This is a genomic window from Varibaculum massiliense (genome assembly GCF_900106855.1).
Lineage (GTDB): Bacteria > Actinomycetota > Actinomycetes > Actinomycetales > Actinomycetaceae > Varibaculum > Varibaculum massiliense.
This window is the reverse complement of sequence record NZ_FNWI01000004.1, coordinates 1,686,794-1,712,149: the sequence shown is the minus strand read 5'-3', so window position 1 is coordinate 1,712,149 and position 25,356 is coordinate 1,686,794. Positions and strand designations below refer to the sequence as shown.

Sequence of the window (25,356 nt, the reverse complement as noted above, 5' to 3'; positions counted from 1 at the left end):
CACGCACCTACCTGGGACTTTTGCCAGGGGTCTAGCTCTTTGGTTAGCGGTTATTCGGCGCTGCGTCGCCCTTCCAAAGCGCGCCCTAAAGTAACTTCATCAGCATATTCCAGGTCGCCTCCCACCGGCAGCCCCGAAGCCAGGCGGGTTACTTTTAGCCCGAGGGGGGAAATCGTGCGAGTCAGGTAGGTGGCTGTAGCCTCGCCCTCGATATTGGGATTCGTGGCAATAATAATTTCTTGTACAGTATCGCCACTGAGACGTTTTAGCAGTTCACGCAGACGTAACTGTTCCGGTCCAATCCCATTGATGGGATCAATCGCCCCACCCAACACGTGATATAAACCGCGATAGCTGCGAGTACGTTCAATCGCCCCCACGTCTTTGGCTTCTTCAACTACGCAAATTACCGACTGATCCCGCTTGGGGTTGCGACAAATAGTGCAGAGTTCTTCTTGGGAGATGTTCCCACACTGGCTGCAAAACCGGATTTTTTCTTTGGCGTCCACTAAGGCTTGTGCCAGCAGTTTTGCTTCATCTTTCGGGCGCGAAAGCACATAAAAAGCGATGCGTTGCGCTGATTTTGGACCAATCCCCGGCAGCCGCCCTAGGGCATCGATCAGGTCTTGTAGGGCGCCATCGTACATAGATTTTTAGCCGCTCTCTTTCTAGTTGCTGGGAGAATCGCTATCTGCCGTCTCCACTATCTTGCCACCAAGCAAAGATTTAGCGACCTCGACTCCCCAGCGTCCCCCACTATCATCGACCCCCACATCAGGATCGGACATATCCGGTAAATCTTCCGCGATTTCCGGCGCTGCGGAAGGTTCTGTGGCCACGTCATCTTTTTGCGCCGTATTTTCCTGAGGCCGCGGAGCCGCGAAAGGCTCATTTTCTGCGCGGGGAGCCGCGAGGACCTCGCTTACCTCAGCCCGCGGAGCCGCCTCTGGCATTTGCGAACTTCCTGCCCGCGGAGCCGCCATTTCTTCCCCGGGACGCGGCGCTGCGATTTCTTCATATACGCGCGGTGCCGCAACTTCGGGAGCCGCCTGGGGTTGCGGAGCGATTGCAGCAGGGATTTTGGGAGTTTCCTTATCGGAGGGCGCCGCAGTCTGGTCAATAATCCAACTATCACCGCTGGACGCGAAGCTATCCGAATCCGCTACCTGGTTAACTTCTTTTGTAGCTTTATCTGCGCTTTTAGGTGTCGGAGCTTCCGGGGTCGCGGTAGTTTCTGAAGATTGCGTCGGCGCAGCACTGTCTGTGGGGGTGGAGATATCTTCCCCGCTACCAGCACCTAAATCTTCTGGTTCCGGAGGATAGAAATCTTCTTCCGGCGGGGCTTCATCTTCAATCCCGGGCGCTTTCTCTGACGGTAATGATAGTTTTACCTGTGACAATACTTTGCTAAGGGCGGGGGCAAAACTATCATCACTTCCGACCAACAGCTTCACTTTCCAGGTTCCCGAAAGCTCTTCTGCCAGGCATTTTTCTAAGGGAGCTAATTTATCTTTTAAATACTCAACGGTTTGGGGACTATCGGCTAACAAAGTAAGTTTCTGATTTTGCGCTCCGCCAATCTGCAAGTGGCGGTTACAAGTTGACCACAGCCGCGAATCAACCTCGTTCAGTCGGTTGGATACCTTTCCCCATGCCTGCAACACCTGCCAGTATTGCTCCCCTTTTTCTACCTCGGATGCCGCTTGGGTCGGCAAGTCTTTTTTAGGAGCCTCTGCCGACGCTTCCCCTTGATTTTCATTGCTATTTCCCGTTTCGGGGCTTTGCACTGAAGGAGCAGCTACCCCAGGCGCGACTTGCTTTTCTGGGGAGGCCGCCGGGCGAGGAGCGGTAAGTTCCGGGGCACTGCTTCGCGGGGCAATCGCAGGTGCGCTGGCAGAAGGCGCCGATAGAGCTGAATTTACTCCCGATTCTTCAGTGGAGATGGGGCGCGGAGCGCTACCACTCGGCACGGCACGGTTAGCTTCGGGAACGCGGGGACTTTGGGAGGAATGAGGACGTCCTGGCCGATGTAAGGCCGCCATTGCGGCTTCTGGACCACTAAGAGAACCAGAGGAAACAGCGCCCTGTCCGCTGGCTGTTGTCACTGGGCTTTCAGGTGGCAGCAATAGCCGTGCTGCCAGTAACTCAACTTGCAACCTGGGGGCGGTTGCTCCGGTCAGTTCTGTCAAAGCAGTATTGGTGAGGTCGCTGGCATGAGAAATCCCGGCAGTTCCCCACCGCTGCGCCTGCGCATTCATGACCGCTAGTTGATCTTCGGGGGTACCCGCCAGGGCTGCCTGTGCGTCCTCGGGAGAAGAAACCGACAGTACTAGTAAGTCACGCAAGCGCAGCAATAAGTCTTCCAGGTAGCGCCGGGGGTCATGCCCGCCCTCAATCATTTTGGCGATTACCTCAAATAATGCGGCTCCGTCCCGGTCGATAATCGCGTCTACCGAGCGTTCCAAAATAGAACTGTCAGTGTATCCCAGCAGCGCAGAAGCAGTCCCGTAAGCCAGCTTGCCATCCTCTGCACCCGCCATTAACTGGTCAAGCACCGAAAGCGAGTCGCGTACTGATCCGGCACCCGCCCTCATCACCAATTGCAGCACCCCCGGGGCAGGCTCGATGTTCTCTGCCTGACAGAGTTTCGCCATATATTTTTCCATGATTTCTGGCGGTACCAGGCGGAATGGATAGTGGTGAGTGCGCGAACGAATCGTGCCGATTACCTTGTCAGGTTCGGTGGTTGCGAAAATAAACTTAACGTGTTCGGGGGGTTCTTCCACGATTTTCAGCAGGGCGTTGAATCCCTGTTGGGTGACCATGTGGGCTTCGTCCAGTATAAAAATCTTGTAGCGGTCGCGTACCGGGGCAAAACCTGCTCGTTCGCGTAGCTCCCTCGCATCATCTACCCCGTTATGGCTGGCCGCATCGATTTCTACTACGTCGAGGGAGCCGGAGCCTCCGGTCGCTAAGTCTTTACAGGATTCGCATTTGCCGCAGGGAGTGTCGGTGGGGCCTTCTGCGCAGTTCAGGCAACGCGCCATGATTCGCGCCGAGGTGGTTTTGCCGCACCCGCGCGGACCAGAAAAAAGATACGCATGGCTAATCCGCCCAGAACGCAGCGCCGCCATCAACGGTTTGACCACGTGATCTTGCCCGATCACGTCTTGGAAAGTGTCTGGCCGGTAGCGGCGATAAAGTGCGATGCTCACGGCTCTACTGTACTAAAAGCCGGGCATCAGCGGGGTGCCTGCAAAGTTATTGGGATAAAAAAGACCCTTCACGCACCCGATAGCGCACCCTTATCCTTGCTGCCTTCCGGCCCTGGGGAGGTTCGAATGATATCGCCGCGTGAAGGATCTCCCCCAGTTTAGCCCAGGAGGGCGTTATCTGGAAACGGGAGGGAGAGTACGTGTAAACAGGAATACGGCAGCTCCAGAATCGAATAAAGGGCATTACACGGCACAAAATCACAGCTATGCTGCTCCCCCTAGAGGGATTTAAGTTAAAGACGAGGACGCGGGCCTACAAAAACAGAGATGCCCCTATCACCAAGCTGTGTTCGACTACTCATTTCCTAAATCGACATTAGCTAGGGCGTTTCGGTAAACTCAAACTTGTGCTTGGAGGTATCGCCTAGCGGCCTATGGCGCTCGCTTGGAAAGCGGGTTGGGTGCAAGCCCTCGGGGGTTCGAATCCCCCTACCTCCGCCGATGCCCTCACTAGAAGTTGATTCTGGTGAGGGTTTTAGTGCTTTAGGTTTGGACTAGCTCGCATAAACTCCGGGCAAACTGCACATTGTTCCCAGTAAGGTGGAAGCTACTGAGACGTACTTGCGGATGAACACCAGATCATTATCCAAAATTAAAGTAGATTACTACTTGGCGTAGCGGGGTTATGGTGTTAAATTTATAAATGCAGGCATTAGAGTGCGCTGTATACTCAAGGAACCGAATTAACGTTTAAGCGGTCTGTAAGGTCGCCGGCCTTGGGGGAGCCACCCCACAGTGGGGTGGCTCTATTAGAATATAACTGTGAGTATTTTTGTCTACGCTGACGAGTCGGGCGTATTTGATTATTTACATAATGACTATTTCGTTTTTGGCGGTATTCTTCTTTACTCTAAGGATCAGCGTGACATCATGGGGAGGAAATATTTAAAAGCTGAACGAAATTTAGGTAAAAATGCTCGCCGCTCAAAAAATGGTGAGTTGAAAGCAGCTACGCTTAGTAACGCTCATAAGGGTAGGCTTTTTCGTTCCCTTAACCAGGTGTGCAAGTTTGCGGTTGTAGTGAGGCAACAAAGCATTCTTGAATCTATTTTTTCTCATCCGAAGAGTAAACAACGTTACTTAGACTATGCTTTTAAAATCGGTCTCAAACACGCTATTGTCACGCAAATAAGCGAAGGTGTTATTCCTCCGGACTATTCAGAAGTTATTGATGTGCGAATGGATGAGCACACAACAGCTACCGACGGTCGTTATGAGCTCAGAGAGGCATTAGAAGCTGAGTATAGGATCGGTACATATAATGCGCAGTGGGATAAGTTTTATCCCCCGATTTTACCTTTATTGAGTGGGGTGAACTTTTGCTTGCGTGACTCTGCGAGGGATCCTTTGATTAGAGCTGCCGATATTGTGGCAAATAGGGTTTTCCATTACGCTACCGTGGAGAAACTACCGGAACTGCGCAATAAAGTTATTATCAAGGAGTTACCTTAGACGGCAGTATTCTTTTTAGATACCGACACCGTACGTCTATACACCCTCAACACCTCACGACGCTGCTCTCGGGAATACGAAATATTTATAAAACACTCTCCAACATTCTGTTCGCACCCCAAAATGGGCATTAGCCCCCCAAAAAAAACATGGAGCAGAGTAAGACGGACATCGAGAAGTTGGGTCGCCCCTTAAAAAGGGGCGACCCAAACTGCTATTTAGTTGTTCCTACCAGTTACTGCTGTTTACGGCGGCGAACCATGACCGCGCCCGCGCACAGCTCCTTGCCCATACCGCCTTTTATTACTGTGAACTCGGGAAGCATCTGAGATACAACCAAAGTAGTTAGCAGCAACCGGGAGCGCGCGACCGTAATCCCCCGAGCGGCGGACACTTCTTACAGTCATAGCCCAAGCTGAGCAATGTTTTTCGGAGGTACGACCCCGCTCATACAGCACTTCCTTAGCCTTGAGTTCCTTTGCGGTAACAAAATCTTTACGGTAGCACTCCTGCAAGGCGAGACAGCGAGCTATGGTTGAAAGCGATAACTTTTTCTTTTAAGGAGCAGCAATGACCCAGGTAAAAGCCTACGCAATGGACTCGGCCACCTCGCCCTTCCACCCCGTCACCCTCGAGCGACGCGAGCCGGGGCCCACGGAAATCTACTTCGAAATCAAATACGCCGGGGTCTGCCACTCTGATATTCACACTGGACGCGGGGAATGGGGAGACGTACTCTACCCCCTAACCCCCGGTCATGAAATCGCAGGAATCGTTACCAAAATCGGCTCCCAAGTAACCAAGTTTGCTGTCGGGGATCGGGTAGGGGTCGGTTGCTTCGTGGATTCCTGCGGCAAATGCGAGGCCTGCCAGGCAGGAACCGAACAATTCTGTAATGGCGAAGGCGGAACTATCTGGACATATAACTGCATTGGGCGCGACGGCGTTCCCACTGCGGGCGGCTATTCAACCGGGATCACCGTGGAACAAGACTATGTGTGCCGGATACCGGACGCGATTCCTCTGGAAGAAGCTGCCCCGATTATGTGTGCCGGGGTGACTTTATATTCCCCGCTGAAACGGCTCGGAGCCGGACCAGGCAAGAAAGTCGCCATTGTGGGTATGGGAGGACTCGGACATATGGGGGTACAGATTGCCGCCGCCCTGGGAGCTGAAACCCATGTCATTTCCCGCACTCGCGCGAAAGAAGAGGACGCGAAACGGTTTGGGGCAGTTGCGCTGCACCCCACTTCCGAGGACGGGACTTGGGAAAGTATGCACTCCCAGTTTGACCTGGTGGTATCCACCCTGTCTGACGGAGTAGAAATCGATCAGCTGCTAGATTGCGTAAAAGCTGAGGGAATTGTAGCCATAGTGGGACTACCCGAGAATCGTCAGTCCTTCGCCGTAGGTAACTTAGTGGGCAGGCAAAAAACGCTGACCGGCTCCAATATCGGTGGTATCGCCCTCACCCAGGAAGTACTGGACTTTTGCGCCAAGAAAAATATCGCGCCACAGGTAGAGATTATTTCCGGCGAGCAAATCAATCAGGCCTGGGATAACGTGGTAGCCGCTAAGGTGCGCTACCGCTACGTAATCGACACCGCCACCTTCTAAAGGTGCCAGCCGAGTTGGTTTCGATACCGATACCTCACTACTACTTGATTGTCGCACGAAACTGCCTGATGACGGCAAAGACGCTCAGCGATAAACTCTTCAGAATATGAAGTCTAATCAGTGCAAACCACCAGGATAATAAGCAGTACACCCTACGGAACGCTCAGCTTACCCCAGAATTCTTACTCTCAGCTTTCACTCACCATGATGGCGATAATGCCGTTACCCTTCCTACCCCGTGGAGAAAGGGTAACGGCATTATCAAGCTGGCTGGCAAAGAACCGAATAATATGCCCTCGCAGCTTTGATGCTGCGTGCGCTAATCTAAGGCGACTGCGCATATACACTGTTCATGCCAACCACACTGAGTCTAGGAAAACGGTGGACTAACGGAGGTTTAGCTCTTCAGCCGTAGCATAGGAAGTTTGCGTACCCCGCTTAGTTACTGCATCGCCCGCATAGATATTAGCCTTGCGAATAGACTCAGCAATGTCACCAGTCTGCGTCCAACAATGGCTAAAGCAACCAATGAAAGCGTCACCTGCCCCGGTAGTGTCAACTGCCCTGTCAGAGGTTCCTTCAATTAGCTGTTCTCCGGCTTCACTAATCCACAAGGCGCCCCGTGAGCCCAAAGTGACAATCACATTCGGAATTCCTGAGTGAGTAAGCACTTGCCCTGCAGCACGTATATCTTCTTCGGATTCTACCGGCATCCCAGTTAGTAAAGATAGTTCACTCTCATTTGGCACGATGAACTCTACGTTTTTTACCTGCTCTAACGATAGTGAGGGATCGGCTGGAGCTGGGTTCAACAGAATCGGAATACCCAATTCGTTTCCTAATCGTATAGTCGCATATACCGTTTCTAACGGAATTTCCAGCTGCATCACGATCAGTTTACATTCGGCAATTTGTGCCTTGGCACGTTCCACATCACCGGGAGTTAACAATGCGTTTGCTCCCTTGACAATTATGATTGAGTTACGGGATTGGGGATCCACAAAAATTGGGGCGACCCCCGAGGTAGCATCCGTACGCATAACAAATTTGGTGTCGATACCGTTCTCAGCAAAGTTTCTTATGGTGTTGTCTGCAAACATATCGTTGCCTACTCTGGTGACCATCAAAACTTCCGAGCCCATCCGAGAAGCTGCTATGGCCTGGTTCGCGCCCTTACCACCACAACCCATTCGAAAATCTGGAGCCTCTACGGTTTCGCCTTCATGGGGCATTCGATTGATATAGGAGATTAAATCGACCATATTCGAGCCAACTACTGCAATATCCATTTCTAGTTCTCCTTAATTCCGGTGGTTACTTGGAAAGTGCGAGCTTCCCCAGGGGCAAGTTCAATTAACGTTCCAGCTTTACGAGCCGCTTCGCGCCCTTCTGGACGTGATGTCCCGGGAAGCGCAAACGCAGCAACTTTTTGATCTTCGTTATGCAATATCCATCGCGTTATCACTGGGAAGCTCTCGGTACTAAAACGGGTTTCAAATACCGTTCCGTCCAGGCAGGTCATTTCTAAAATTGCTTCTTCGGTCAGTTCGTCTACTCCATCAGCGAAATATACAATCTCCGGATCGAACTCTTCAGCCCCTTCCAAGGAATTCGCGTCCCGATTACCGGCTTTTATGTCTGCGTTCAACTTCAACCATTTTTGAGTTGGTTTAACATGCGCCGGTACAGATTCACGCAGTTTGAACGCATCTGCAGGCAAGTTTTGGGTAATTTTTCCGCTTGGTGCGAACGCGTAGTTCATATGGCACATATATTGCAGAGGCATAGAGGCGTACTTAGACATGTTTTGCACCCGTAGCTCAATATCGAACATTGATGAATTCTGGTGCAAAGTCACCGAGGGATTGGCTACGTAGTGATCACCAAACCCCTTCAAGTATTCGCGGCAAGAAACTACGCGAATGGCATTGTTTGAAATAATCAATTTTGCCGAGTCCATGGGAGCGCATGCAAATTCACCATGCAACGGATGGTTATCCCCCTCGCCGGGGCAACCAGCGGCAAGCAGCCCCGAATGGAAAGCAAAGCAGCCGTAGGTGTCCTCAATCAAGGTCGCCGGTTTAGGCTCTGAAAACATGTTTTCCATGCGCAGGCTGTGACCGCAAAACTCTGCGTCCCAGATAATTTGCCCCATGAAGGGCAGAACCTCAACATATCCGAGCGAGTTGCGGATAGTTAGTGAAGCAACTCCAGATGAGTAAGTTTTCGTGGTTACCGACCACTGCTCTGAATGTAGTATTTCCGTCTCTAACGGCGTAAACAGGGATCTTGGTAAATTCATTTCATATTGCATTAGATTTCACCCTTTAGAAAAGTTTTATAAGAGGAATAGAAGTACATCAATACCGCACCGAAACAAAAGAGATTAACGGCAAAAGAAATCTGCATCGAGCCAGTCAGGTCGGAGACCAGTCCCTGTACTGCAGGAATAACCGCCCCACCAATAATCGACATGACGATTATCGCTCCGCCGGTTTCGGTATAGCGTTTATCTTCGATCGAATCTAGCGTGCGCGAGTAGATAGTTGCCCAACACGGTCCGAACAAGAACGAAACCAACACCGCAGCATAAACTGCTGTCATATTAGGAACCAAGATTACATACGCTAACGCACCCAATCCACAAAGAGAGTAGCCTACGAGAACTAAGTCTTGATTAAACCTGGTCATCAAAAGATTTGCTAGGAACTTTCCTAAAAAGAACCCAATAAACGCAAAGATCATGAAGTTAGAGGCTGTTCGCTCATTGAGAGAGTGATCCAGATTTAGCGCGAGCCTAATCGTAAAGGACCAAACCGCTGTCTGCATGCCAACGTAAAGGAACTGAGTCAGAATACCAGCTTTAAATCTACGGTTTCCGGCCAAGTATTTTAGGGTCTGGAATATGGTTGCCTTCGTGGTATCTTTCGCGTTATTTACCACAGGCTTACACTTTGGGAACTGCGTAATCATCACCAGAATCAGGATTACCAGCAAGATTAGAATGATTACCCGGTAGGGATGCAGAGTGCGTTGTAGCATTTCCCGAGCAAACTGTTGCGACTCTGCAGCAGTAAGATTTGCCATCTGCTCATGCAGCGCGGCACCTTCGGAAAAAATCAAGTACTTGCCCAGTAGAATTCCCCCGATAGATCCGAGAGGATAGAAAGTTTGGGAGATATTTAGTCGTAGCGTGGAATATTTTTTCGGTCCAATCATCGACGAGTAAGTGTTACAGGACGTCTCAAGGAACGATAATCCAATTGCAATCGCAAACAGTGAAAACAGGAATACTGAATACGTTGCCATGTGGGAAGCCGGGAAAAACAGTGAGCAGCCGACGATATACACACTCAGACCAACCATGATTCCAACTTTGTAGGAGGTGGAGCGGATTACTCGGGAGGCAGGAATAGCAATAATGAAATACCCACCGTAGAATGCCGACTGCACAAACGCGGAAGCAAAGTCAGAAAGAGTAAAAATTGACTTGAACTGTGTAATCAAGATGTCGTTGAGGCTGGCAGCTATCCCCCACATGGGGAAACAAATCGACAGTAAGAGATACTGAAAAATAGGGGTTCGCGAAAGGTAACCGTTGGCTAACTGCAGCGTATTATCCTTTATCAACCCTCGGCTGTTATTTACTTGTCCTTCGGGTGTTTTTTGCCCAGGCAATGATTGCTTTGGCGAAGTTTCCACATCTATACTCATTTGTTGCCCCCCAACAGTTTCATTCCGGCAGAGGCACCAATACGGTTAGCTCCTGCGGCGATCATTTCGTCCATGACGGCAGCGGTTCGAATCCCGCCAGATGCTTTCACTCCCATATTCGAGCCAACAGTTTTACGCATAAGCTCCACCGCATGCACACTTGCACCTGATTGTGAAAAACCAGTGGAAGTTTTAACAAAATCTGCGCCAGCCTTTTGTGCGCATTCGCACGCATTCACGATTTCTTCATCCGTGAGCAGGCAGGTTTCCAAGATGACCTTCACTAGAACCCCAGTACCAGCTGCTTGGACAACACCAGCAATGTCCAGCTGAACTGCGTGCCAATTTCCATCTTTGACCGCCCCCAGGTCTATTACCATGTCGACCTCTTGTGCGCCGTCTGCTACGGCATGGGCAGTCTCAAATTTTTTTACCTCTGTGCAATGCGCACCAGAAGGAAATCCGATTACTGTACATATTTTAATATCACTACCGGAAAGCTCACGCTTCGCCAACGAAACCCTATTGGGGCTTACACACACTGACCAGAATCCTGCGGTTTTAGCCTCTTCGCACAGCTTTTTTACCGCTTCAGATGTTGCATCTGGCGCAAGCAGGGTATGATCAATCAATTTTGCTTTATTGGTCATGTCTACGTCTCCTTCGACTTCATGCAAGTCTTGGTTGACTTGTCACTGGTCTCACGCTACTTTGCTGCCCCAGCCTACAGAACGAATTTTTGGCACATATGTGCCATTTTGGCTATTTGCCTTGTTTCTTTTTCGTCAAGGCGTGTAGCTTACGAGCCGTTACCGTATCTATAACTAACCGGTTAGCATAACCACGTAGCAACGCCGCATAGACTGCTTGCAGCTTATCGGATCCTCCTGCTACCAGGATTTTTTGCTCGTTATGCCGTAAATCCGGCAAGGAAATTCCCAAAGTGCGGTTGTTAAGATCCGGCAGACAGACCCTGCCGTCTTCATCGATGAAGTGCGCACATATTTCCCCCACCGAATGTTCGATCAAGAATTCTCTTTCGTCCTCATTAATGAGCGGACTATGCAGCAGAGTTGCCACGGAACTAACTGAGCCGACCGAATAAAGCACGATACGTGCTCGGCGCGCAAGTTCCATAACCCTACTGACACTCTCTTCTCGCTCAATCGCTAGCTTTGCACCTGCCGATTCCAACACGATTGGATGCCCTATCATGTGCACCTTGGCCTGCAGAGATTCTCGTAGCTCCCGGAAACTGGTTAGAGTGGATAAATCCATGGACGGCATCCTTAGATTGCCACCGACCTGGACTACATCGACCCGCTGTAAAGATTGCCGCTGTAAGCTCGCAGTCAATGCCTGAATGGTTCGAGACCAGTAAACTCCAACGGCGTCTCCATCACGCACCATCCCCATAAAAAGGTCTGCCCCCGCCTGTCCCAGAGCCTTGCGAATATCAATGTCGCGCCTTCTAGGTGGAGACACTAAACGTACCTCGTCAAGTGAAAAAGCAGACCGTAAAGAATCGATGAGCTCTCTGTCTTGCTCGCGTGGATCATCTATTCGAATTTTAACGAACCCGCGCACCTTCGCATGAGTGAGCAATTTGGAAACATTTGGTCGTGAAACATGCAGTATATTAGCGATTTCACTCTGAGATAGGCCGCTATAGTAGAGCTTTGCCACATCCAAGGATTGATGATCCCTGCGGGTCATTCCCAAGCGATCTTTTTTCACCATGAGACTATCTAATCAGTCTGGAGTCTAGTCTGAGGAAATCTGAAAATCAGCCTTTCAGAAAATACAGTTACAAAGTTTTCAAGAACTAAACGTTACACTCCTCGGAGTGAAGCTATCGTCATGCGTTGAGCTAATCAGAAATACTGCAGCAACTCCAACACAAGCCGCATTAAACGCTTCGCGGCGGTACCACATACACCCGCCCTATAGCCAAAACCTCATACTCGCGTTACGCCCGACGCCGTACCAGCACTAACGCGCCGAGAATACTGCTAGCTCCTGCAAGTAACAGCAGTCCTAAGGGCGAGGCGCCGGTATTTACCATTTCTTCTTTGGGGCTAGCTTTCGGCGTGGGAGTCTTTTGGGAATCAGCAGGTTTAACCTTACTGGTGGTAACAGATTTCTCCCAGGTACCAGTGAAGGTAACATCGGCGTCAGCAATCATGACCTGCTGAGGTGACCAGCCTTTGAAGGTCCAGGTGGTTTCGGTCTTGGTTCCGTTAGCCTCTACCGATTCTTTAACCACCTTATGTTTGAGAGCTGCCGGGGTTACCGTGTCACCTTCAGCGGCGGTTGCGGCGCTGGGCAGCAACTTCATCACGCTAGCAGGGAGGCTGGTTCCATCTGCAGCCGCGAATCCATATTTCACCGCGAACTTTTTCGGCTTTTTCTTTACCATGGTCAGGGTCACCGGCTTAGCAGTATCGTTGAACACCAGGGGCATCCCCACGTAAAAATAATCCATAGTCATCTCGCCGGTAACCGTGGGTTCAGTCATCGAAAAGGTTTTACCCGGCTCGAAGTTGGATTGCTTCACGTAAAAAGCTTTTGGCGGGGTAGTGAGAGCGAGCTTGGCCGGTTGGTTCTCAGCCTTGTCCAGGTCTGCACCGGTAACTTTACTTCCGTCCTCGTGTATCAACTTGAAGTGAGCGGTGTATTTCCCGGTAGCCGGGTCATAGGAAGTATCTTGGCAACGCATAATGTCACTGAACTTAGTCTCGGAGTTTTGTTTTTTCATCTCCGCTTGTACCACTGCACAATTTACTAAGTCCGGATTTGAGCTGACCACTTGAGTGTCAATAACAAAAGAAATATCCCAATGCCCGCTGAAGGTTTTTGCGTTCCAACGAGCCTGGTCGTTTTGATTTTTCCACATCCACATAGGTTTGAAGAACCCGCTGTAAAGTTCCCAAACCTTGGTCATATCCAGGGTGCCGCGATAGGCAATCTGATAAGCGTTACTCTCCTCATCTCCTTTTGCCACATCATATAGCAGCTCATTCTCACTGGTAACCAGCCCGGAACCATCGGTGGAGTAGGCATCGCTGCCAGCGTTAATCGGAACATTAGTTGGATCTGCGTGCGCGGGAACCGCATTCACCCCCAACATCGCCAAAATAACCGCAAACGCGACTAGCGGCCATAGCAAAACAGATTTGATAGATTTACCGATTACTTTTTGAGGGGGGGTCATAATAAACAACTCTCCAACAGCAGAAAACAAAAACCATTAGAAACTCTAATGCTATTGTGCGGCGGATTCAAACCTGCGGCGCACCCCACGCACATTGAGCGCATGATTGGACTGGTGCCTCACGTAGTTTGAGCGCGAGAGCATACATAGCGCATCCTATTTCTCCCCCACCACCCCTAACTCGAAGCTCATCTAGTATCATGCCTATTGACAGTACAAATGCTTTAGGAGGAAGAATGTACCAGGTAAAAGGCACGGAACTTTCAGTTTTTGAACTGGCTTTAGGAGCTAATACTTTCGGGTGGACCAGCGATAAAGCTGATTCATTTGCAGTCATGGATGCTTACTGTGAGGCTGGCGGGAACTTTATCGATACTGCCGATGTTTATTCTGCCTGGGGCGAAGGGCTAAAAGGCGGAGAATCCGAAACCGTAATTGGCGAATGGCTGCGTGAGCGCAAAGCACGTGACCAGGTAGTAGTCGCCACTAAGGTCAGCCAGCACCCTGATTTTCCCGGTCTAGCCCCGGAAAATGTTAAAGCTGCTTGTGACGCGTCCTTAAAACGGCTACAGACCGACTACATCGATTTGTATTACGCGCATTTCGATGACAATAAGACCCCGATTGTGGAAATGGCTGCCGCGTTTGATTCCCTGGTAAAGGCAGGAAAAGTGCGCTACGTAGCCATGTCTAACTTTTCTCCCGAGCGGATGCGCGAATGGTTCCAGGTAGCCGCGGACGCAAGTTTGGCAGCACCAGTCGCAATCCAAAATCAATACAACCTGCTTTACCGCAAAGATTTCGAAGAGAACTACCGTCCTATTTGCAGCGAGTTCGGGGTTTCCGAGTTCACTTACTTCTCGCTGGCTTCCGGCTTCCTGACCGGAAAATACCGTAAAGCAGAAGACCTGTCCGGCAAGGATCGCAGCGATTTCTTATCGGAATACAATCGCCCCGAATCGTTTGCGTTAGTAGATTCCCTGGTAAAGGTGGCTGCCGAACTCGAATCTACCCCCACCGCGGTTTCTCTCGCCTGGCTGCGCGCCAAGGGCGTAGCCTCCCCGATTGCCTCCGCGCGTAACCCCCAGCAGCTAAAGGATCTGGTGGCTTCCGCCAGCCTGAGCCTACCGGCGGAAGCGATTGCGACCCTGGACGAAAAGTCGCAACCCTTCGCCTAGGTAATCCTCTGATATCACTAACCAATACCAGCACGGACAGATATCTTTTAACAACTAAAAGGCTGCTAATAAAAAGTTCCGGGGCGGGGAAATAAATCCCCACCCCGGAACTTTTTGGGCGTTAGCCCAACTCATTCACTATTAAATTCTCTAAATAGTCTTTATTTACTGCTTCCAGTAGTGCCGCTGATCCACCAGCGCTTCCTCGTATTCTTTACGAGCCTGCTGGGTGGATTCAATGCGAGAAACTTCCGGCACTGCCACGTCCCAGTAGGAGCAGTTCGGCGGGTTCGGACCGAACAGGTTGGTTTCGATATGAATCATCACTGCCCGCTCAGATTTCTCTGCCTGGCGATAAGCATCCCGGAACTCTTCGATAGTGTGCACTTTCAGCACTTTCAGACCCCAAGATTCCGCGTTCTTGGCGATATCTACCGGCAGTAACTCCCCGTCCTGGTTATGGGGGTTACCTGCCCCCATCCGGTAGCGAGTACCGAAACGCTGAGAGCCGCGCGACTCCGAAAGCGCTCCGATCGAAGAGAACCCGTAGTTTTGCAACAAAACATAGATAACCTTGATATTTTCCTGTACCACGGTGGCCAGTTCCATCGGCAACATTTGGTAGGTGCCGTCACCGACAATCGCCACCACTTCCGAATCTGGCAACGCCATCTTGACACCCATAGCTGCGGGAATCTCGTATCCCATGCAGCTAAAGGCATACTCTACGTGATATTGCACCGGAGTCTTCGCTTGCCATAGGCACTGCAAATCACCTGGCATTGACCCGGCGGCGTTAATCACCACATCGTTGTCGCCCATCATCTCGTTAAGCGCCCCGAATACCTCGGTTTGCGCCGGCAACTCTTGATCATGCGCCCCGTAACATTCGGCGGTCTTTTCGAACCAGTCCTCACGCTCGCTGGCGATTTCCTTGCTGTAGGCCTCGTCAACCCGGTAGTCCCCAAGTGCTTCTTTCAAAGCAGCCAGCGCCAACTTGGCGTCAGCCACCACCATTTCACCCGCATGCTTAGCCGCATCGAAGGCTTTCACGTTGACGTTTACAAAGCGTACATCCGGGTTCTTGAACTGGGTGTGGGAAGCAGTAGTGAAGTCCGAGTAGCGAGTACCCACCCCGATCACCACATCTGCTTTATCCGCCAAATGGTTTGCGCTATTAGCACCGGTAGAGCCGACGCCCCCGACGGCGCATTCATGATCAAAGTTGATGGCGCCTTTACCCGCCTGGGTATCAGAAACCGGAATCCCGGTGGCACTCGCCAAATCACGTAGCTCCTGAGAGGCTTCCGAATAAATGGTGCCGCCACCGGAAACAATCAGAGGACGCTTCGCTGACTTAATAATCGCTGCAGCCCGCTCCATCTCGGTTTCAGATACTGCCGGACGACGCACATGCCAAACCCGCTTTTCAAACATTTCTACCGGCCAATCGAAGGCTTCGGCCTGCACGTCCTGCGGCATTGCCAGCACTACTGCTCCGGTTTCGGCCGGATCCGTCAGCACCCGCATCGCATTCATCAAAGACGGCATTAGCTGTTCGGGACGGTTAATCCGGTCAAAGAAACGTGAGACACAACGGAAAGCATCATTCACGGTTACGTCCAAAGAACGCGGATCCTCCAGCTGCTGGAGCACCGGATCCGGGTAGCGGGTAGCGAACTGGTCAGAAGGCAGCAGCAATACCGGTACCCGGTTAGTGGTGGCCAGCGCGGCGCCAGTCACCATATTCAAGGCACCCGGTCCAATCGAAGTGGTAACTGCCAGCGTCTGCAAGCGGTTCTTGGCTTTAGCGAAAGCCGCGGCAGCATGGACTGCGCCCTGCTCGTTACGCGGCATGTAGTATTCCATTACTCCCCCGTCCGGGGTGGAATCGAGTTCGTTTTGTAGCAGCGCCTGACCGATGCCACACACGTTTCCGTGTCCGAAAATCCCGAAAGTTCCGGGAATCAGGCGGTATTCTTTGCCGTCACGCTCAGAATATTGGTTGATTAAGAAGCGGATTGTCGCCTGGGCAGTAGTTAGGCGAACGGTCTCAAATTTTGCCATCCTTAGTCCTCCTTGATGGTGGCGTTAGTCATGGGTAGACGGGGATCAGCGTCGCCGCCACCCCAATCCTCGGTGAGCCAGACATAGTCGGGATCAATAGTTACTAGCCAGGTGGCGTCCTCAGCCGGGCCGGCCATTACATTCAGATAATACAGGTGGTATCCGGGGGCGGCTACGGATGGGCCGTGCCATCCGTGCGGCATTACTACTACGTCCCCGCTGTGTACCTCGGCGCACACATCAATAGTGTGTCCCTTAGAGGGGTAGATCCGCTGCAGCGCCATTCCGGTAGTGCCATTCGCGGCCGGCTTTACCTGGTAGTAGTAGATTTCTTCCAAAATCCGTTCAGTTTCGGAATGTTCATCATGCTTATGAGGAGGATACGAAGACCAGTTACCACCGGGGGTAATCACTTCGGTGACCAGCACGTGGTCGACCTCTACCGGATTGCCCATGGTGTAGTTGTGAACTTCCCGGGTGCAGTCGCCCTTACCGCGAATCATGGAGATAACTTCCTCTTTGGGGCAGTAGCGCAGCGGTTTCGCATTATTGGCCTTCGAGCTGGGCAGCGCGAACCGCCCGCCCTTTTCGCTGCTCACCGTAAAGGTGGTGTTAATCGGTACGTACAGGTAATCGGTGATTTCACTCCAAATATCCTTACGTCCCTTGATCTCGAAAGTTTCACTGCCAACCTTAACCGTGCAGCCGCCCTCGAGAGGTAAAACCAGCAGTTCGGAGTTACCGGAGGGGACCTCTTGACTGGCTCCCGCCGGCAGATTCAAGACCTTCAGTCCCGAGAACTCCCAACCGGCTTTTTCCGGGGTTAAATCCAATTCGAACTGGCCATTTTTTAGCTGACCGTCGCGGAATAAATAATTTTCGTTATCGCTCATAGCAAACCTACCGTCTCGTCTACGGCCTGCGCCACATCGCCGCTGGCCGGGAATAATAGTGAACGACCGATGACCAACCCTAAGACATTTGGCAGCCGCAAGGCTTTACCCCATGACTCCATGGCGGTATCGGGATCCTTAGATACTTCTCCCCCTAGGATCAAAGAGGGAAGTGTAGTGGCTTCCATGACGCGTTCCATCTCGGCAACGCAGGGAAGTTTTAGCCAGGTGTAAGCGCTGGTACGTCCCAGCCCGGCCGCAATCGCCATCGACTTTATGACTGCGTCTGCGGTGAGGACGTTGCTGACCTTTTCAGCAGGTCCTTCAGAAATAAACGGCTCTACCATCGCCATCAGTTTCCGCTCTGCCAGCTCATCTATCGCCTGCGCAGTCGCCTGCAAAGTGGAGACGGTACCGGCATCTGCATAGTTAATCCGGGTCAGCATTTTTCCCCCGGCCAAGCCGGCATCTTCCACGCCTTGAGCGTCATAACAGTTGAAACGGTCATCCATTCCAAAAGTAGCCCCCGCCAGTCCGGCGCGGTTCATCGACCCGAAAACCACTTTATTATCGAGGGCCCCCAACAGCGCCAAGTCCTCAATCATATCGGCGGTTCCGAGGAAACCGTTTACCCCCGGGCGCGAGAGTGCTTGGGCGCAGCGTGCCAGCAGCTCTTCCCGGTCGGCCATGGCGAAGGGATCTGCTCCCGCCGCCAGCGCTCCGCGCGCCGGGTGGTCACAGGCAATAACCATCAGTTTTTCAGGCTTACCGTTTTTTCCTTGCAGCGCTTGCTTGAGGCTGGGACGAGGACGTTGCTTTAGAGTTTCCGCTATCCGTTCGGGCTCAAAGGCACGGATTTCCGCTAGTTTTGCGATTAGTTTTCCCATGGCGTTACCTCTTAGTAACGATTGGAGCGGACTGGGGGTTCTTGGAAATCATATCTAAAATTTCCGGTTCCGAGGGCATCGCCGTGGAACATTCCAGGCGAGAACTTACAATTGCTCCGGCAGTGGAGGCCGCCGAAATAATCTGCGGGAGATCCCAGCCGGAGAGCAGTCCGTGACACAGCGACCCTCCAAACGAATCGCCCGCACCCAGGCCATTGGTGACCTTAACCGGAGTTACTGGAACTTCAATCCGTTCTTCCCGGGTCTTGCACAGGGTTCCCAAGGGTCCCTGCTTGACCACCGCGATTTCTACTCCCCGCTCCAGGAGGGCGTCGGCGGCGCGATCCGGTTCGGTTTCCCCCACTGCAATGCGACATTCTTCTTTATTACCTACTGCGACTGAGACTTTTTCTAGCATCCGTTCTACTTCCCGGTGAGCGGTTTCTTCATCACTCCAGAAAGTAGACCGGTAATCCAAGTCCGCGATTGTCCATTTATCCTTATCCCCCAAATCGCGTTGGTCTAACGCGTAGTGGTGCGCGCTGCGTGAAGGCTCCTCAGACAGACCGGTCACGGAAATCCAAAAAATCTTGGCATCCCTTACCGCTTCCACAGGAATATCTTCATTACGTAGCTGCAGGTCAGGCGCGGATGGCTCCCGGTAAAAGTAGAGTGGGAAATCATCGGGAGGGAAAATTTCGCAGAAAGTTACCGGGGTAGCAAAGCGCGGATTATCAACAACGTAGGTGTCATAAACCCCCAGGGAACGCATCTCGGAACGCACAAATTTACCGAAAGGATCTGTACCTACTCCGGTAATAATCGCGGAAGAGTGGCGCAGTTTCGCTGCTGCCACCGCCACGTTCATGGGGCTCCCCCCTAGGAATTTTCCGAATTGTTCTACCTTTTCTAGACCGACTCCGGTTTGCAACGGGTAAATATCCACCCCGGAACGCCCGATGGTAAGTACGTCTACGGCCGGCATTTTGAAACTATTCATACCAGCGATCCCCTTTTCCCTTCTTGTTGACTGCATTGTCAGCGCTAGGTTTAGGCACCACCGCCCACCTTTGGCACTTTGTACTTACATTTTAGCAAAGTTTGAGGGAGAGGGGAAGCCTCGAATAAATAAAAGCTATTTTTGTGCCGATATCCGAAAAAAAATTATCTTCAGAGATTTCCGCGCCGACAATCAGGGACGCGAAAATTATTAACTTTAAGAATAATCCCGCATAATGTCATACCTATATGACATTGAGCGCTATAATTACGCAAACACCCCATTTGGAAGGAGCTAGTTATGGCAACCCCCAAAACTTATGTAACCAACATCGAGCTGGATCACGACTCCCCCGTCCCCCTCTACCACCAGATTGCAGAACCGATAAAGGAGCTGATCCTGGACGGTACTATTCCGGCAGGTGCAAAACTCGAGGACGAACTGTCTATGGCCTCACGCCTGGGAGTGTCGCGCCCCACTGCCCGCCGCGCCCTCCAGGCCCTGGTTGACCTGCGCCTAGTCGTGCGTAAACGTGCAGTCGGCACCATTGTTGCCCCCAAGGAAATTCATCGACAAGTAAGACTTTCTTCCCTTTACGATGACCTCAAACAAACCGGACAAAAGCCCACTACCGAGGTAATTTCTTATGAGGAAGTTTCTCCTGATGAGGAAGTTTCGGCAGATTTACGCCTCGATAAAGACGCGAAGGTAATCAAAGTGGTTCGCCTACGGCTAGCCAACGGCGAGCCTCTGGCGATTATGACTAACTATCTACCATTAGAGGTAGCGCCCAGCGAAAAAGAACTGCGATCTGGGGGGCTATATGATGCGATACGCCGCAATGGAGATGAAGTTTTCAGCGCCCAACAAACCATTTCTGCCCGTAAAGCCCGTACCGAGGAGGCGGAAACTCTACAGGAACCGCGGGGAGCAGCTATTTTGACCCTGCGCCGCATTTCTTACAACCGATCAGGAACGCCTATTGAAATCGGAGATCACGTTTACCGCGCGTCGCGCTACAAGTTCACCATTAGCCTTTAGTGACGAAGCTCACCCCCTCTTTGCCCTATTGTCCTGTCAAAGTCTTGACGCTGTAGCTTTTTCCCTTTAACCTGGAAGGGAACCGGCACCGAGGGCGGTGCCCGTTGAAGAACGAAGGAGACTCAATGACCGAGATTAAAATGACCCCCGGTCCCCTGCTAGATGCAGCCAAGAATTCGAAGACCGCGCTGTGGAACGACTCTTCCGATCTGGAAGAACTACGTCAGTCGATCTCTTGGGGCGGAGTAGGTGCGACCTGTAACCCGACCATCGCTTACACTACTATTTCCAAGCACCTAGACATCTGGGCTCCTCGCATCAAAAAGATTGCCGAGAGCATGCCCACCGCCACCGAATCCGAAATCGGTTGGCAGGCTGTTAAAGACATGTCCATTGAAGCTGCCAAGCTGCTAGAACCGGCATTCGAAGCTTCCAATGGTCGCAACGGTCGCCTCTCGGTGCAGACCGATCCGGCTAACTACCGCAACGCCAAGGCCCTAGCCGACCAGGCAGTAGAGTTCTCCGAAATGGCTCCCAACATCGTGGTGAAAGTACCCGCCACCAAGACCGGGATTGAAGCCATCGAGGACGCCACCTACCGCGGCGTATCCATGAACGTAACCGTATCTTTCTCCGTACCCCAGGCAATCCGCTCGGGCGAAGCTATTGAACGCGGCCTAAAACGGCGCGAAGCTGAAGGCAAAGACATTTCCAAGATGGGTCCGGTAGTGACCTTGATGGTTGGCCGTCTCGATGACTGGCTGAAGATCTGCGCCAACCGCGATAAGCTGGTTCTCAACCCGGGACACCTGGAATGGGGCGGAATCGCCGCCGTCAAGAAGGCTGCTGCCGAGTTCGAAAAGCGGGGCTTGCGTTCTCGTATGCTAGTTGCAGCTTTCCGCAACACTATGCAGTACACCGAGCTAGTTGGTGGCGACATCGTAATTTCTCCGCCTTTCGCTTGGTCCAAGCGAATCCAGGAGTCCGACTACCAGTACGAGCCGCGCTTTGACGTACCAGTAGCAGACGAAATCATGGAAACCTTGATGAAGGTGGAAGATTTCCGCCGCGCTTACGAGGTCGATGGCATGAGTGAAGAAGAGTTCGACACCTTCGGGCCTACCGTGCGCACTCTACGCGGATTCCTCAAGTCCAACACGGATCTGCAGGAACTGGTGCGCGACGTGATTTTACCGGCGCCGAAAGAAAAGTAGTACCACGCCGCTAAATAACAACTAAATAGCTTTATGTCGGGGGCGAGATTATCTCGCCCCCAGCTTTTTTAACCACCACATGGCTGCCGGAATGGCAGCAGGAAGAGATATGCAAAAGGCGGGGTCGGTTTTATCCGACCCCGCCAATTGCTTTACGGCTATTTTGATGGCGAGATAATCTCGCCCAGCCAGCGCTAGTATCTAGCGCTCGACCTTAGCCAAAATGTCACGCGCGGAAAGAATCAAGTATTCTTCCCCGCCGTATTTAACCTCGGTACCGCCATACTTGGAGTAGATCACGCTGTCGCCCTCGGCAACATCCATCGGAACCCGGTTACCCTGGTCATCAACGCGACCCGGTCCCACCGCGATTACTTTGCCTTCCTGCGGTTTTTCCTTGGCAGCGTCGGGGATAACCAGACCCGAAGCGGTCTTTTGTTCCGCTTCTGCCTGCTGAATCACGACGCGATCTTCTAACGGCTTAATGGAGACTGACACTGCAGACCTCCCTTTCTTTTTCCAAAATTTTCGGTTTTAGCACCGGAACTTTGACGTCGCGGGTTGTCAGATTTCCGGTACGGTCTGGAGCCTTGCGACCCCAAATGCACTATTTAGCTTAAGGCCATTCTGGCACTCAATCAAGCTGAGTGCCAGCTTTCCCTTACGCCCTGGGCGAATCCTTCCTGAGGTAAGCAAAGCCATTACTCTAACTGCCGCTAAATCATCGGTAAACTGAAAACAATAGGGGGTGGAGAAAACTGATGATAGCAGGAAAAATTCCGCTTAGCTTTACGCAAATGGAACAGTTAATCTACTCGTTGCCGCCTGCAGAAGACCCCATGATCGCGGCTCTTACCACCCCGGAAGGCTGGCAGCTGCTACAAGAATATCCTTACCGTCCGCCTACAGAGGACAAAGATATCGTCAATTACCTACGTAAACACCAACCAGCGAATCTGGCGGCAGCGTTGCAGACCCAGTGGATACTGCGGGAAAAAGCTCAGGAAAAAATGGGGGAGGTAGCGCAAACTAAACTTTTTACTCGCAACGGACTAGAGCAGGCTACCCGAAAAATAGTGGCCGCGCAGCGCGCGAAACGGTTTGCGGCCGCCGGGGTCACTAACCTGATGGATCTCGGGTGCGGAATTGGAGCTGACGCTATGGAACTAGCGCCCACCTGCCAGGATTTTTCTGCAGTTGATATTAGCCCGGCGGCTGCCACCTGCGCGGCAATCAACCTCTCCGACGTACCGACCGCCAAAGTTTTCTGCGAAAACGCCGAAAACATTGCCTCACAGAAAACTTTGCCCGCCCTCTTTATTGATCCCGCTCGCCGCGCCGCCAGCGGACGCGCCCTCTCCCCCGATTCTTGGTCACCACCCCTGGGGAAAGTCCTGGAATGGGGAAAGCGCGCACCTCATCTAGCCGTGAAAATGGCGCCCGGGATTGACTTGGCTTACCTGCCCGCAGGCTATCACGCACAATGGGTGAGCGTAGAGGGCGACCTGGTGGAGTGCGCCCTCTATTCGCCAGGCTTAGCTCCCGAGGGTACGGGACGTTCTGCGCTGCTTATCTACGGCGACCAGGTAGCCCATTTTCGTTGTTCCACTGCCCACAATCCCGGGGAAAACCACCTGCAAGTCCCCCCGGCAACAACCTTGGGCAGTTTCCTTTTTGATCCCGACCCAGCGCTTATTCGCGCTGGAATCCTTTCCGATCTGTGCGAACGCTTAGGGGCAGCACCGGTATCTACCGGGATTGCCTACCTGACGGGAAATGAGCTCCCCACTGTCCAAGACTCTTTAGCATTTAGCTGCTATCAAATAGTAGAAAATCTGCCATTGAAAGCTAAAACGATTACCTCTTACCTGCATTCCCAGCAGACCACGCGGCTGGACATCCTTAAGCGCGGAGTCGCCCTCGACATTGCGACTTGGCGAAAGAAGGTAATGCCTAAGAGGAATCGGGATTGGTCACCGCGAACCGTAACTGTAGCGCTCACCCGGATAGACGGGGCGCACCGCTGTCTAGTGTTGGAAAAAGCTAACTAGCCTGGCGCTGCCCGGGGTTTTCCCTGAGAGGCGCCAAGAAAGTATTGGCGCGTTAGAGACGCGGCTCCACATCATCGGGCGGTTCCACCGTCACCGAGGGCTCATTGGGGTCAGTTTTTTGCGCCTGCACCCGCTCCTGCAGACGTTGCTGAGCCTGTTTGGCGTATTCAATCCCTTTTTCTACCGCCTGTTCGGCGTATTCGCGGCTTTTTTCTGCAGCTTGCTCGACGTAGGGGCGAGACTTCTCTACCGCCTGTTCTACGTAAGGACGGGCCTTCTCCATGGTTTCTTCCGCGTATTCGCGGCTTTTTTCTGCAGCTTGCTCGACGTAGGGGCGAGACTTCTCTACCGCCTGTTCTACGTAAGGACGCGCCTTCTCCACAGTTTCTTCCGCGTATTCGCGTCCTTGCTCTACTAAGGGTTTAATCCGGTCAGCGGCCTTTTCAAGTCCCGGACGCATCTGGTCAAATGATTTCGCCATGTTTTCTTTCACCTTTCGATAGAGGCTGTCTACATCTACCTGCTTATCTTGGGGAATATTGGTTTTAGCCGACGGTTTTTCCGCATCCTCCGGGCTGGGAGTCATATAAATCTGGGTAAGCGCCATCTGGGAATCGGGGCCAAAATTGGAGGGCGAGGGCGGCATTCCCGCTTTCACCAGCACTTCCCCGAGGGCGGCGATCTGCGCGCCATTGTCCGTGCAAAAACGAATCGGAGGAATCCGCACGGTGATTCCCGCCGAGTCGGCTCTCTGGGCAAGGAGTTCGCGTAGACGCGAGTTCGCAGAAAAACCGCCGCCTACTACAATCTCGTGGCAATCAAAATCCTTAGCAGCCTGCACCGCTTTCTTGGTCAAAGAATCGTTGACTGCCTCGGAAAAACCAGCGCAAATATTTTCCCGATTAATGTTTTCCCCGGCGGCCTCTAACCCCTCGATATAGCGGGCAACCGCGGTTTTTAGGCCCGAAAATGAAAAGTCGTAACGGTGGCGCTCCTTGTCTTTACCTGCCTCTAGTCCCCGCGGGAAACGAATAGCCTTCTTGTCCCCTGCCTGTGCCAGCCGGTCTACGTGGGGACCGCCTGGATAGGGGGTACCCAGCAGGCGGCCTACTTTATCGAAGGCCTCCCCGGCGGCGTCATCCAAGGTACCGCCAAGTTCGGTAATATCACTGGCGAGGTCGCGTACCAGTACCAGGTTGGAGTGTCCACCAGAGCAAATCAAGCCAATAAAAGGCGGATGGAACTCTCCCTCTACCAGGGCATCTACCGCCAGGTGTCCGATTACGTGGTTCACTCCGTACAGCGGTTTATCTAAAGCCAGTGCCAGGGCTTTTGCGGCGGAAATCCCCACGGTCAGCGAGCCTACTAATCCCGGTCCTGCCGCACAGGCAATCGCGTCGACCTCGTTCAACTTTACCCCGGCCTCTTCACAGGCTGCCTGCAAAGTGGGCAGGAAAGATTCCAGGTGTGCGCGGGAAGCAATCTCGGGGATGATTCCCCCGTAGCGAGCATGCTCATCCATAGAAGTGGCAGTGCGATCTGCCAGCAGTTTCCCCCCGCGCACCAGTGCTACGCCGGTTTCGTCGCAGGTAGACTCAATTCCCAGGATTAGCGGTTCACTCATATTCCTATTTTACCCACACCCTGGATTGGCGACCTAACGATAACCCTTTGAGCTGGGACACCTATTCATCCTTGAGAAAATGGAAGGCGGGCTCAGAGAATAGTCTCCGAGCCCGCCTTGGCCATGCAA

Annotated in this window: 20 protein-coding genes, 1 tRNA gene, 1 other RNA gene and 1 pseudogene; 7 read left to right on the top strand and 16 right to left on the bottom strand. The window is 52.3% G+C overall.

Annotated features, from left to right (window positions below; translation table 11 throughout):
• Positions 1–50: 50 nt before the first annotated feature.
• The 3 genes from recR to ffs all read right to left on the bottom strand — a co-directional run bounded on the left by recR (position 51) and on the right by ffs (position 3,367).
• Complete coding sequence (gene recR / locus BQ5456_RS07650; RefSeq protein WP_071129458.1) at positions 51–647, bottom strand: recombination mediator RecR; 597 nt, start codon at positions 645–647, stop codon at positions 51–53.
• Positions 648–668: 21 nt separating this feature from the next.
• Positions 669–3,215 carry a DNA polymerase III subunit gamma and tau gene (locus BQ5456_RS07645; RefSeq protein WP_071129457.1) on the bottom strand — a complete coding sequence of 849 codons (2,547 nt, stop codon included), beginning with the start codon at positions 3,213–3,215 and terminating at the stop codon, positions 669–671.
• A 56-nt stretch (positions 3,216–3,271) separates the two neighbouring features.
• An RNA gene (gene ffs / locus BQ5456_RS07640) (signal recognition particle sRNA small type) lies at positions 3,272–3,367 on the bottom strand.
• 261 nt (positions 3,368–3,628) lie between these two features.
• Here ffs and BQ5456_RS07635 point away from each other — a divergent pair.
• Positions 3,629–3,713 (top strand) — tRNA-Ser (locus BQ5456_RS07635).
• Between the two features lie 324 nt (positions 3,714–4,037).
• Positions 4,038–4,727, top strand: coding sequence for a DUF3800 domain-containing protein (locus tag BQ5456_RS07630; RefSeq protein ID WP_071129456.1), 690 nt, complete (start codon positions 4,038–4,040; stop codon positions 4,725–4,727).
• A 235-nt stretch (positions 4,728–4,962) separates the two neighbouring features.
• On the opposite strand, the gene BQ5456_RS10435 is transcribed toward BQ5456_RS07630, so the two are convergent.
• The gene (locus BQ5456_RS10435) at positions 4,963–5,121 is read right to left on the bottom strand and encodes a hypothetical protein (RefSeq protein WP_159428783.1); all 159 of its coding nucleotides are present in this window, start codon (positions 5,119–5,121) and stop codon (positions 4,963–4,965) included.
• Positions 5,122–5,297: 176 nt separating this feature from the next.
• Between BQ5456_RS10435 and BQ5456_RS07625 the strand changes: the two genes are divergently transcribed.
• Complete coding sequence (locus tag BQ5456_RS07625) at positions 5,298–6,344, top strand: NAD(P)-dependent alcohol dehydrogenase (protein ID WP_071129455.1); 1,047 nt, start codon at positions 5,298–5,300, stop codon at positions 6,342–6,344.
• A gap of 386 nt (positions 6,345–6,730) precedes the next feature.
• Here the strand turns inward: BQ5456_RS07625 and rbsK are convergent, their stop codons facing one another.
• The 6 genes from rbsK to BQ5456_RS07595 all read right to left on the bottom strand — a co-directional run bounded on the left by rbsK (position 6,731) and on the right by BQ5456_RS07595 (position 13,272).
• Positions 6,731–7,633, bottom strand: coding sequence for a ribokinase (rbsK, locus tag BQ5456_RS07620; RefSeq protein WP_024058220.1), 903 nt, complete (start codon positions 7,631–7,633; stop codon positions 6,731–6,733).
• 2 nt (positions 7,634–7,635) lie between these two features.
• A complete protein-coding gene (locus tag BQ5456_RS07615) occupies positions 7,636–8,646 on the bottom strand; it encodes an aldose 1-epimerase family protein (RefSeq protein ID WP_235858554.1) in 1,011 nt (336 codons plus the stop codon).
• 11 nt (positions 8,647–8,657) lie between these two features.
• Positions 8,658–10,058 carry an L-fucose:H+ symporter permease gene (gene fucP, locus BQ5456_RS07610; RefSeq protein WP_071129453.1) on the bottom strand — a complete coding sequence of 467 codons (1,401 nt, stop codon included), beginning with the start codon at positions 10,056–10,058 and terminating at the stop codon, positions 8,658–8,660.
• Positions 10,055–10,708 carry a deoxyribose-phosphate aldolase gene (deoC, locus tag BQ5456_RS07605; protein ID WP_071129452.1) on the bottom strand — a complete coding sequence of 218 codons (654 nt, stop codon included), beginning with the start codon at positions 10,706–10,708 and terminating at the stop codon, positions 10,055–10,057. The genes fucP and deoC overlap by 4 nt, the downstream gene beginning before the upstream one ends.
• A 112-nt stretch (positions 10,709–10,820) precedes the next feature.
• Entirely contained in the window at positions 10,821–11,798 is a 978-nt protein-coding gene (locus BQ5456_RS07600) for a sugar-binding transcriptional regulator (protein ID WP_288766728.1), read from the bottom strand.
• 229 nt (positions 11,799–12,027) lie between these two features.
• Positions 12,028–13,272 carry an SHIRT domain-containing protein gene (locus BQ5456_RS07595; RefSeq protein ID WP_071129451.1) on the bottom strand — a complete coding sequence of 415 codons (1,245 nt, stop codon included), beginning with the start codon at positions 13,270–13,272 and terminating at the stop codon, positions 12,028–12,030.
• A gap of 200 nt (positions 13,273–13,472) precedes the next feature.
• Between BQ5456_RS07595 and BQ5456_RS07590 the strand changes: the two genes are divergently transcribed.
• Complete coding sequence (locus tag BQ5456_RS07590) at positions 13,473–14,450, top strand: aldo/keto reductase (RefSeq protein ID WP_235858553.1); 978 nt, start codon at positions 13,473–13,475, stop codon at positions 14,448–14,450.
• Positions 14,451–14,615: 165 nt separating this feature from the next.
• On the opposite strand, the gene iolD is transcribed toward BQ5456_RS07590, so the two are convergent.
• Genes iolD through iolC form a run of 4 tightly spaced genes read right to left on the bottom strand, consistent with a single transcriptional unit; the run spans position 14,616 to position 19,297 of the window.
• Positions 14,616–16,517, bottom strand: a complete 1,902-nt coding sequence (gene iolD / locus BQ5456_RS07585) for a 3D-(3,5/4)-trihydroxycyclohexane-1,2-dione acylhydrolase (decyclizing) (RefSeq protein WP_071129449.1) — start codon at positions 16,515–16,517, stop codon at positions 14,616–14,618.
• Positions 16,518–16,519: 2 nt separating this feature from the next.
• Positions 16,520–17,410 carry a 5-deoxy-glucuronate isomerase gene (gene iolB / locus BQ5456_RS07580; protein ID WP_071129448.1) on the bottom strand — a complete coding sequence of 297 codons (891 nt, stop codon included), beginning with the start codon at positions 17,408–17,410 and terminating at the stop codon, positions 16,520–16,522.
• Positions 17,407–18,297, bottom strand: coding sequence for a Cgl0159 family (beta/alpha)8-fold protein (locus tag BQ5456_RS07575; protein WP_071129447.1), 891 nt, complete (start codon positions 18,295–18,297; stop codon positions 17,407–17,409). Before BQ5456_RS07575 ends, iolB begins: the two co-directional genes overlap by 4 nt.
• A gap of 4 nt (positions 18,298–18,301) precedes the next feature.
• Positions 18,302–19,297: a 5-dehydro-2-deoxygluconokinase gene (iolC, locus tag BQ5456_RS07570; protein WP_083378432.1), complete on the bottom strand. Its 996-nt coding sequence runs from the start codon at positions 19,295–19,297 to the stop codon at positions 18,302–18,304.
• Positions 19,298–19,597: 300 nt separating this feature from the next.
• On the opposite strand from iolC, the gene BQ5456_RS07565 reads away from it, so the two are divergent.
• Complete coding sequence (locus BQ5456_RS07565; protein ID WP_071129445.1) at positions 19,598–20,338, top strand: GntR family transcriptional regulator; 741 nt, start codon at positions 19,598–19,600, stop codon at positions 20,336–20,338.
• 125 nt (positions 20,339–20,463) lie between these two features.
• Positions 20,464–21,552, top strand: coding sequence for a transaldolase family protein (locus tag BQ5456_RS07560; RefSeq protein ID WP_071129444.1), 1,089 nt, complete (start codon positions 20,464–20,466; stop codon positions 21,550–21,552).
• A gap of 201 nt (positions 21,553–21,753) precedes the next feature.
• On the opposite strand, the gene groES is transcribed toward BQ5456_RS07560, so the two are convergent.
• Entirely contained in the window at positions 21,754–22,050 is a 297-nt protein-coding gene (gene groES, locus BQ5456_RS07555) for a co-chaperone GroES (protein WP_022864743.1), read from the bottom strand.
• Between the two features lie 263 nt (positions 22,051–22,313).
• Between groES and BQ5456_RS07550 the strand changes: the two genes are divergently transcribed.
• On the top strand, positions 22,314–23,603 hold the full coding sequence (locus tag BQ5456_RS07550; RefSeq protein ID WP_083378431.1) for a class I SAM-dependent methyltransferase: 1,290 nt from the start codon (positions 22,314–22,316) through the stop codon (positions 23,601–23,603).
• Between the two features lie 577 nt (positions 23,604–24,180).
• On the opposite strand, the pseudogene tsaD reads toward BQ5456_RS07550, so the two are convergent.
• Positions 24,181–25,227, bottom strand: a pseudogene (tsaD, locus tag BQ5456_RS07545) (tRNA (adenosine(37)-N6)-threonylcarbamoyltransferase complex transferase subunit TsaD); the annotation flags it as partial.
• Positions 25,228–25,356 lie beyond the last annotated feature (129 nt).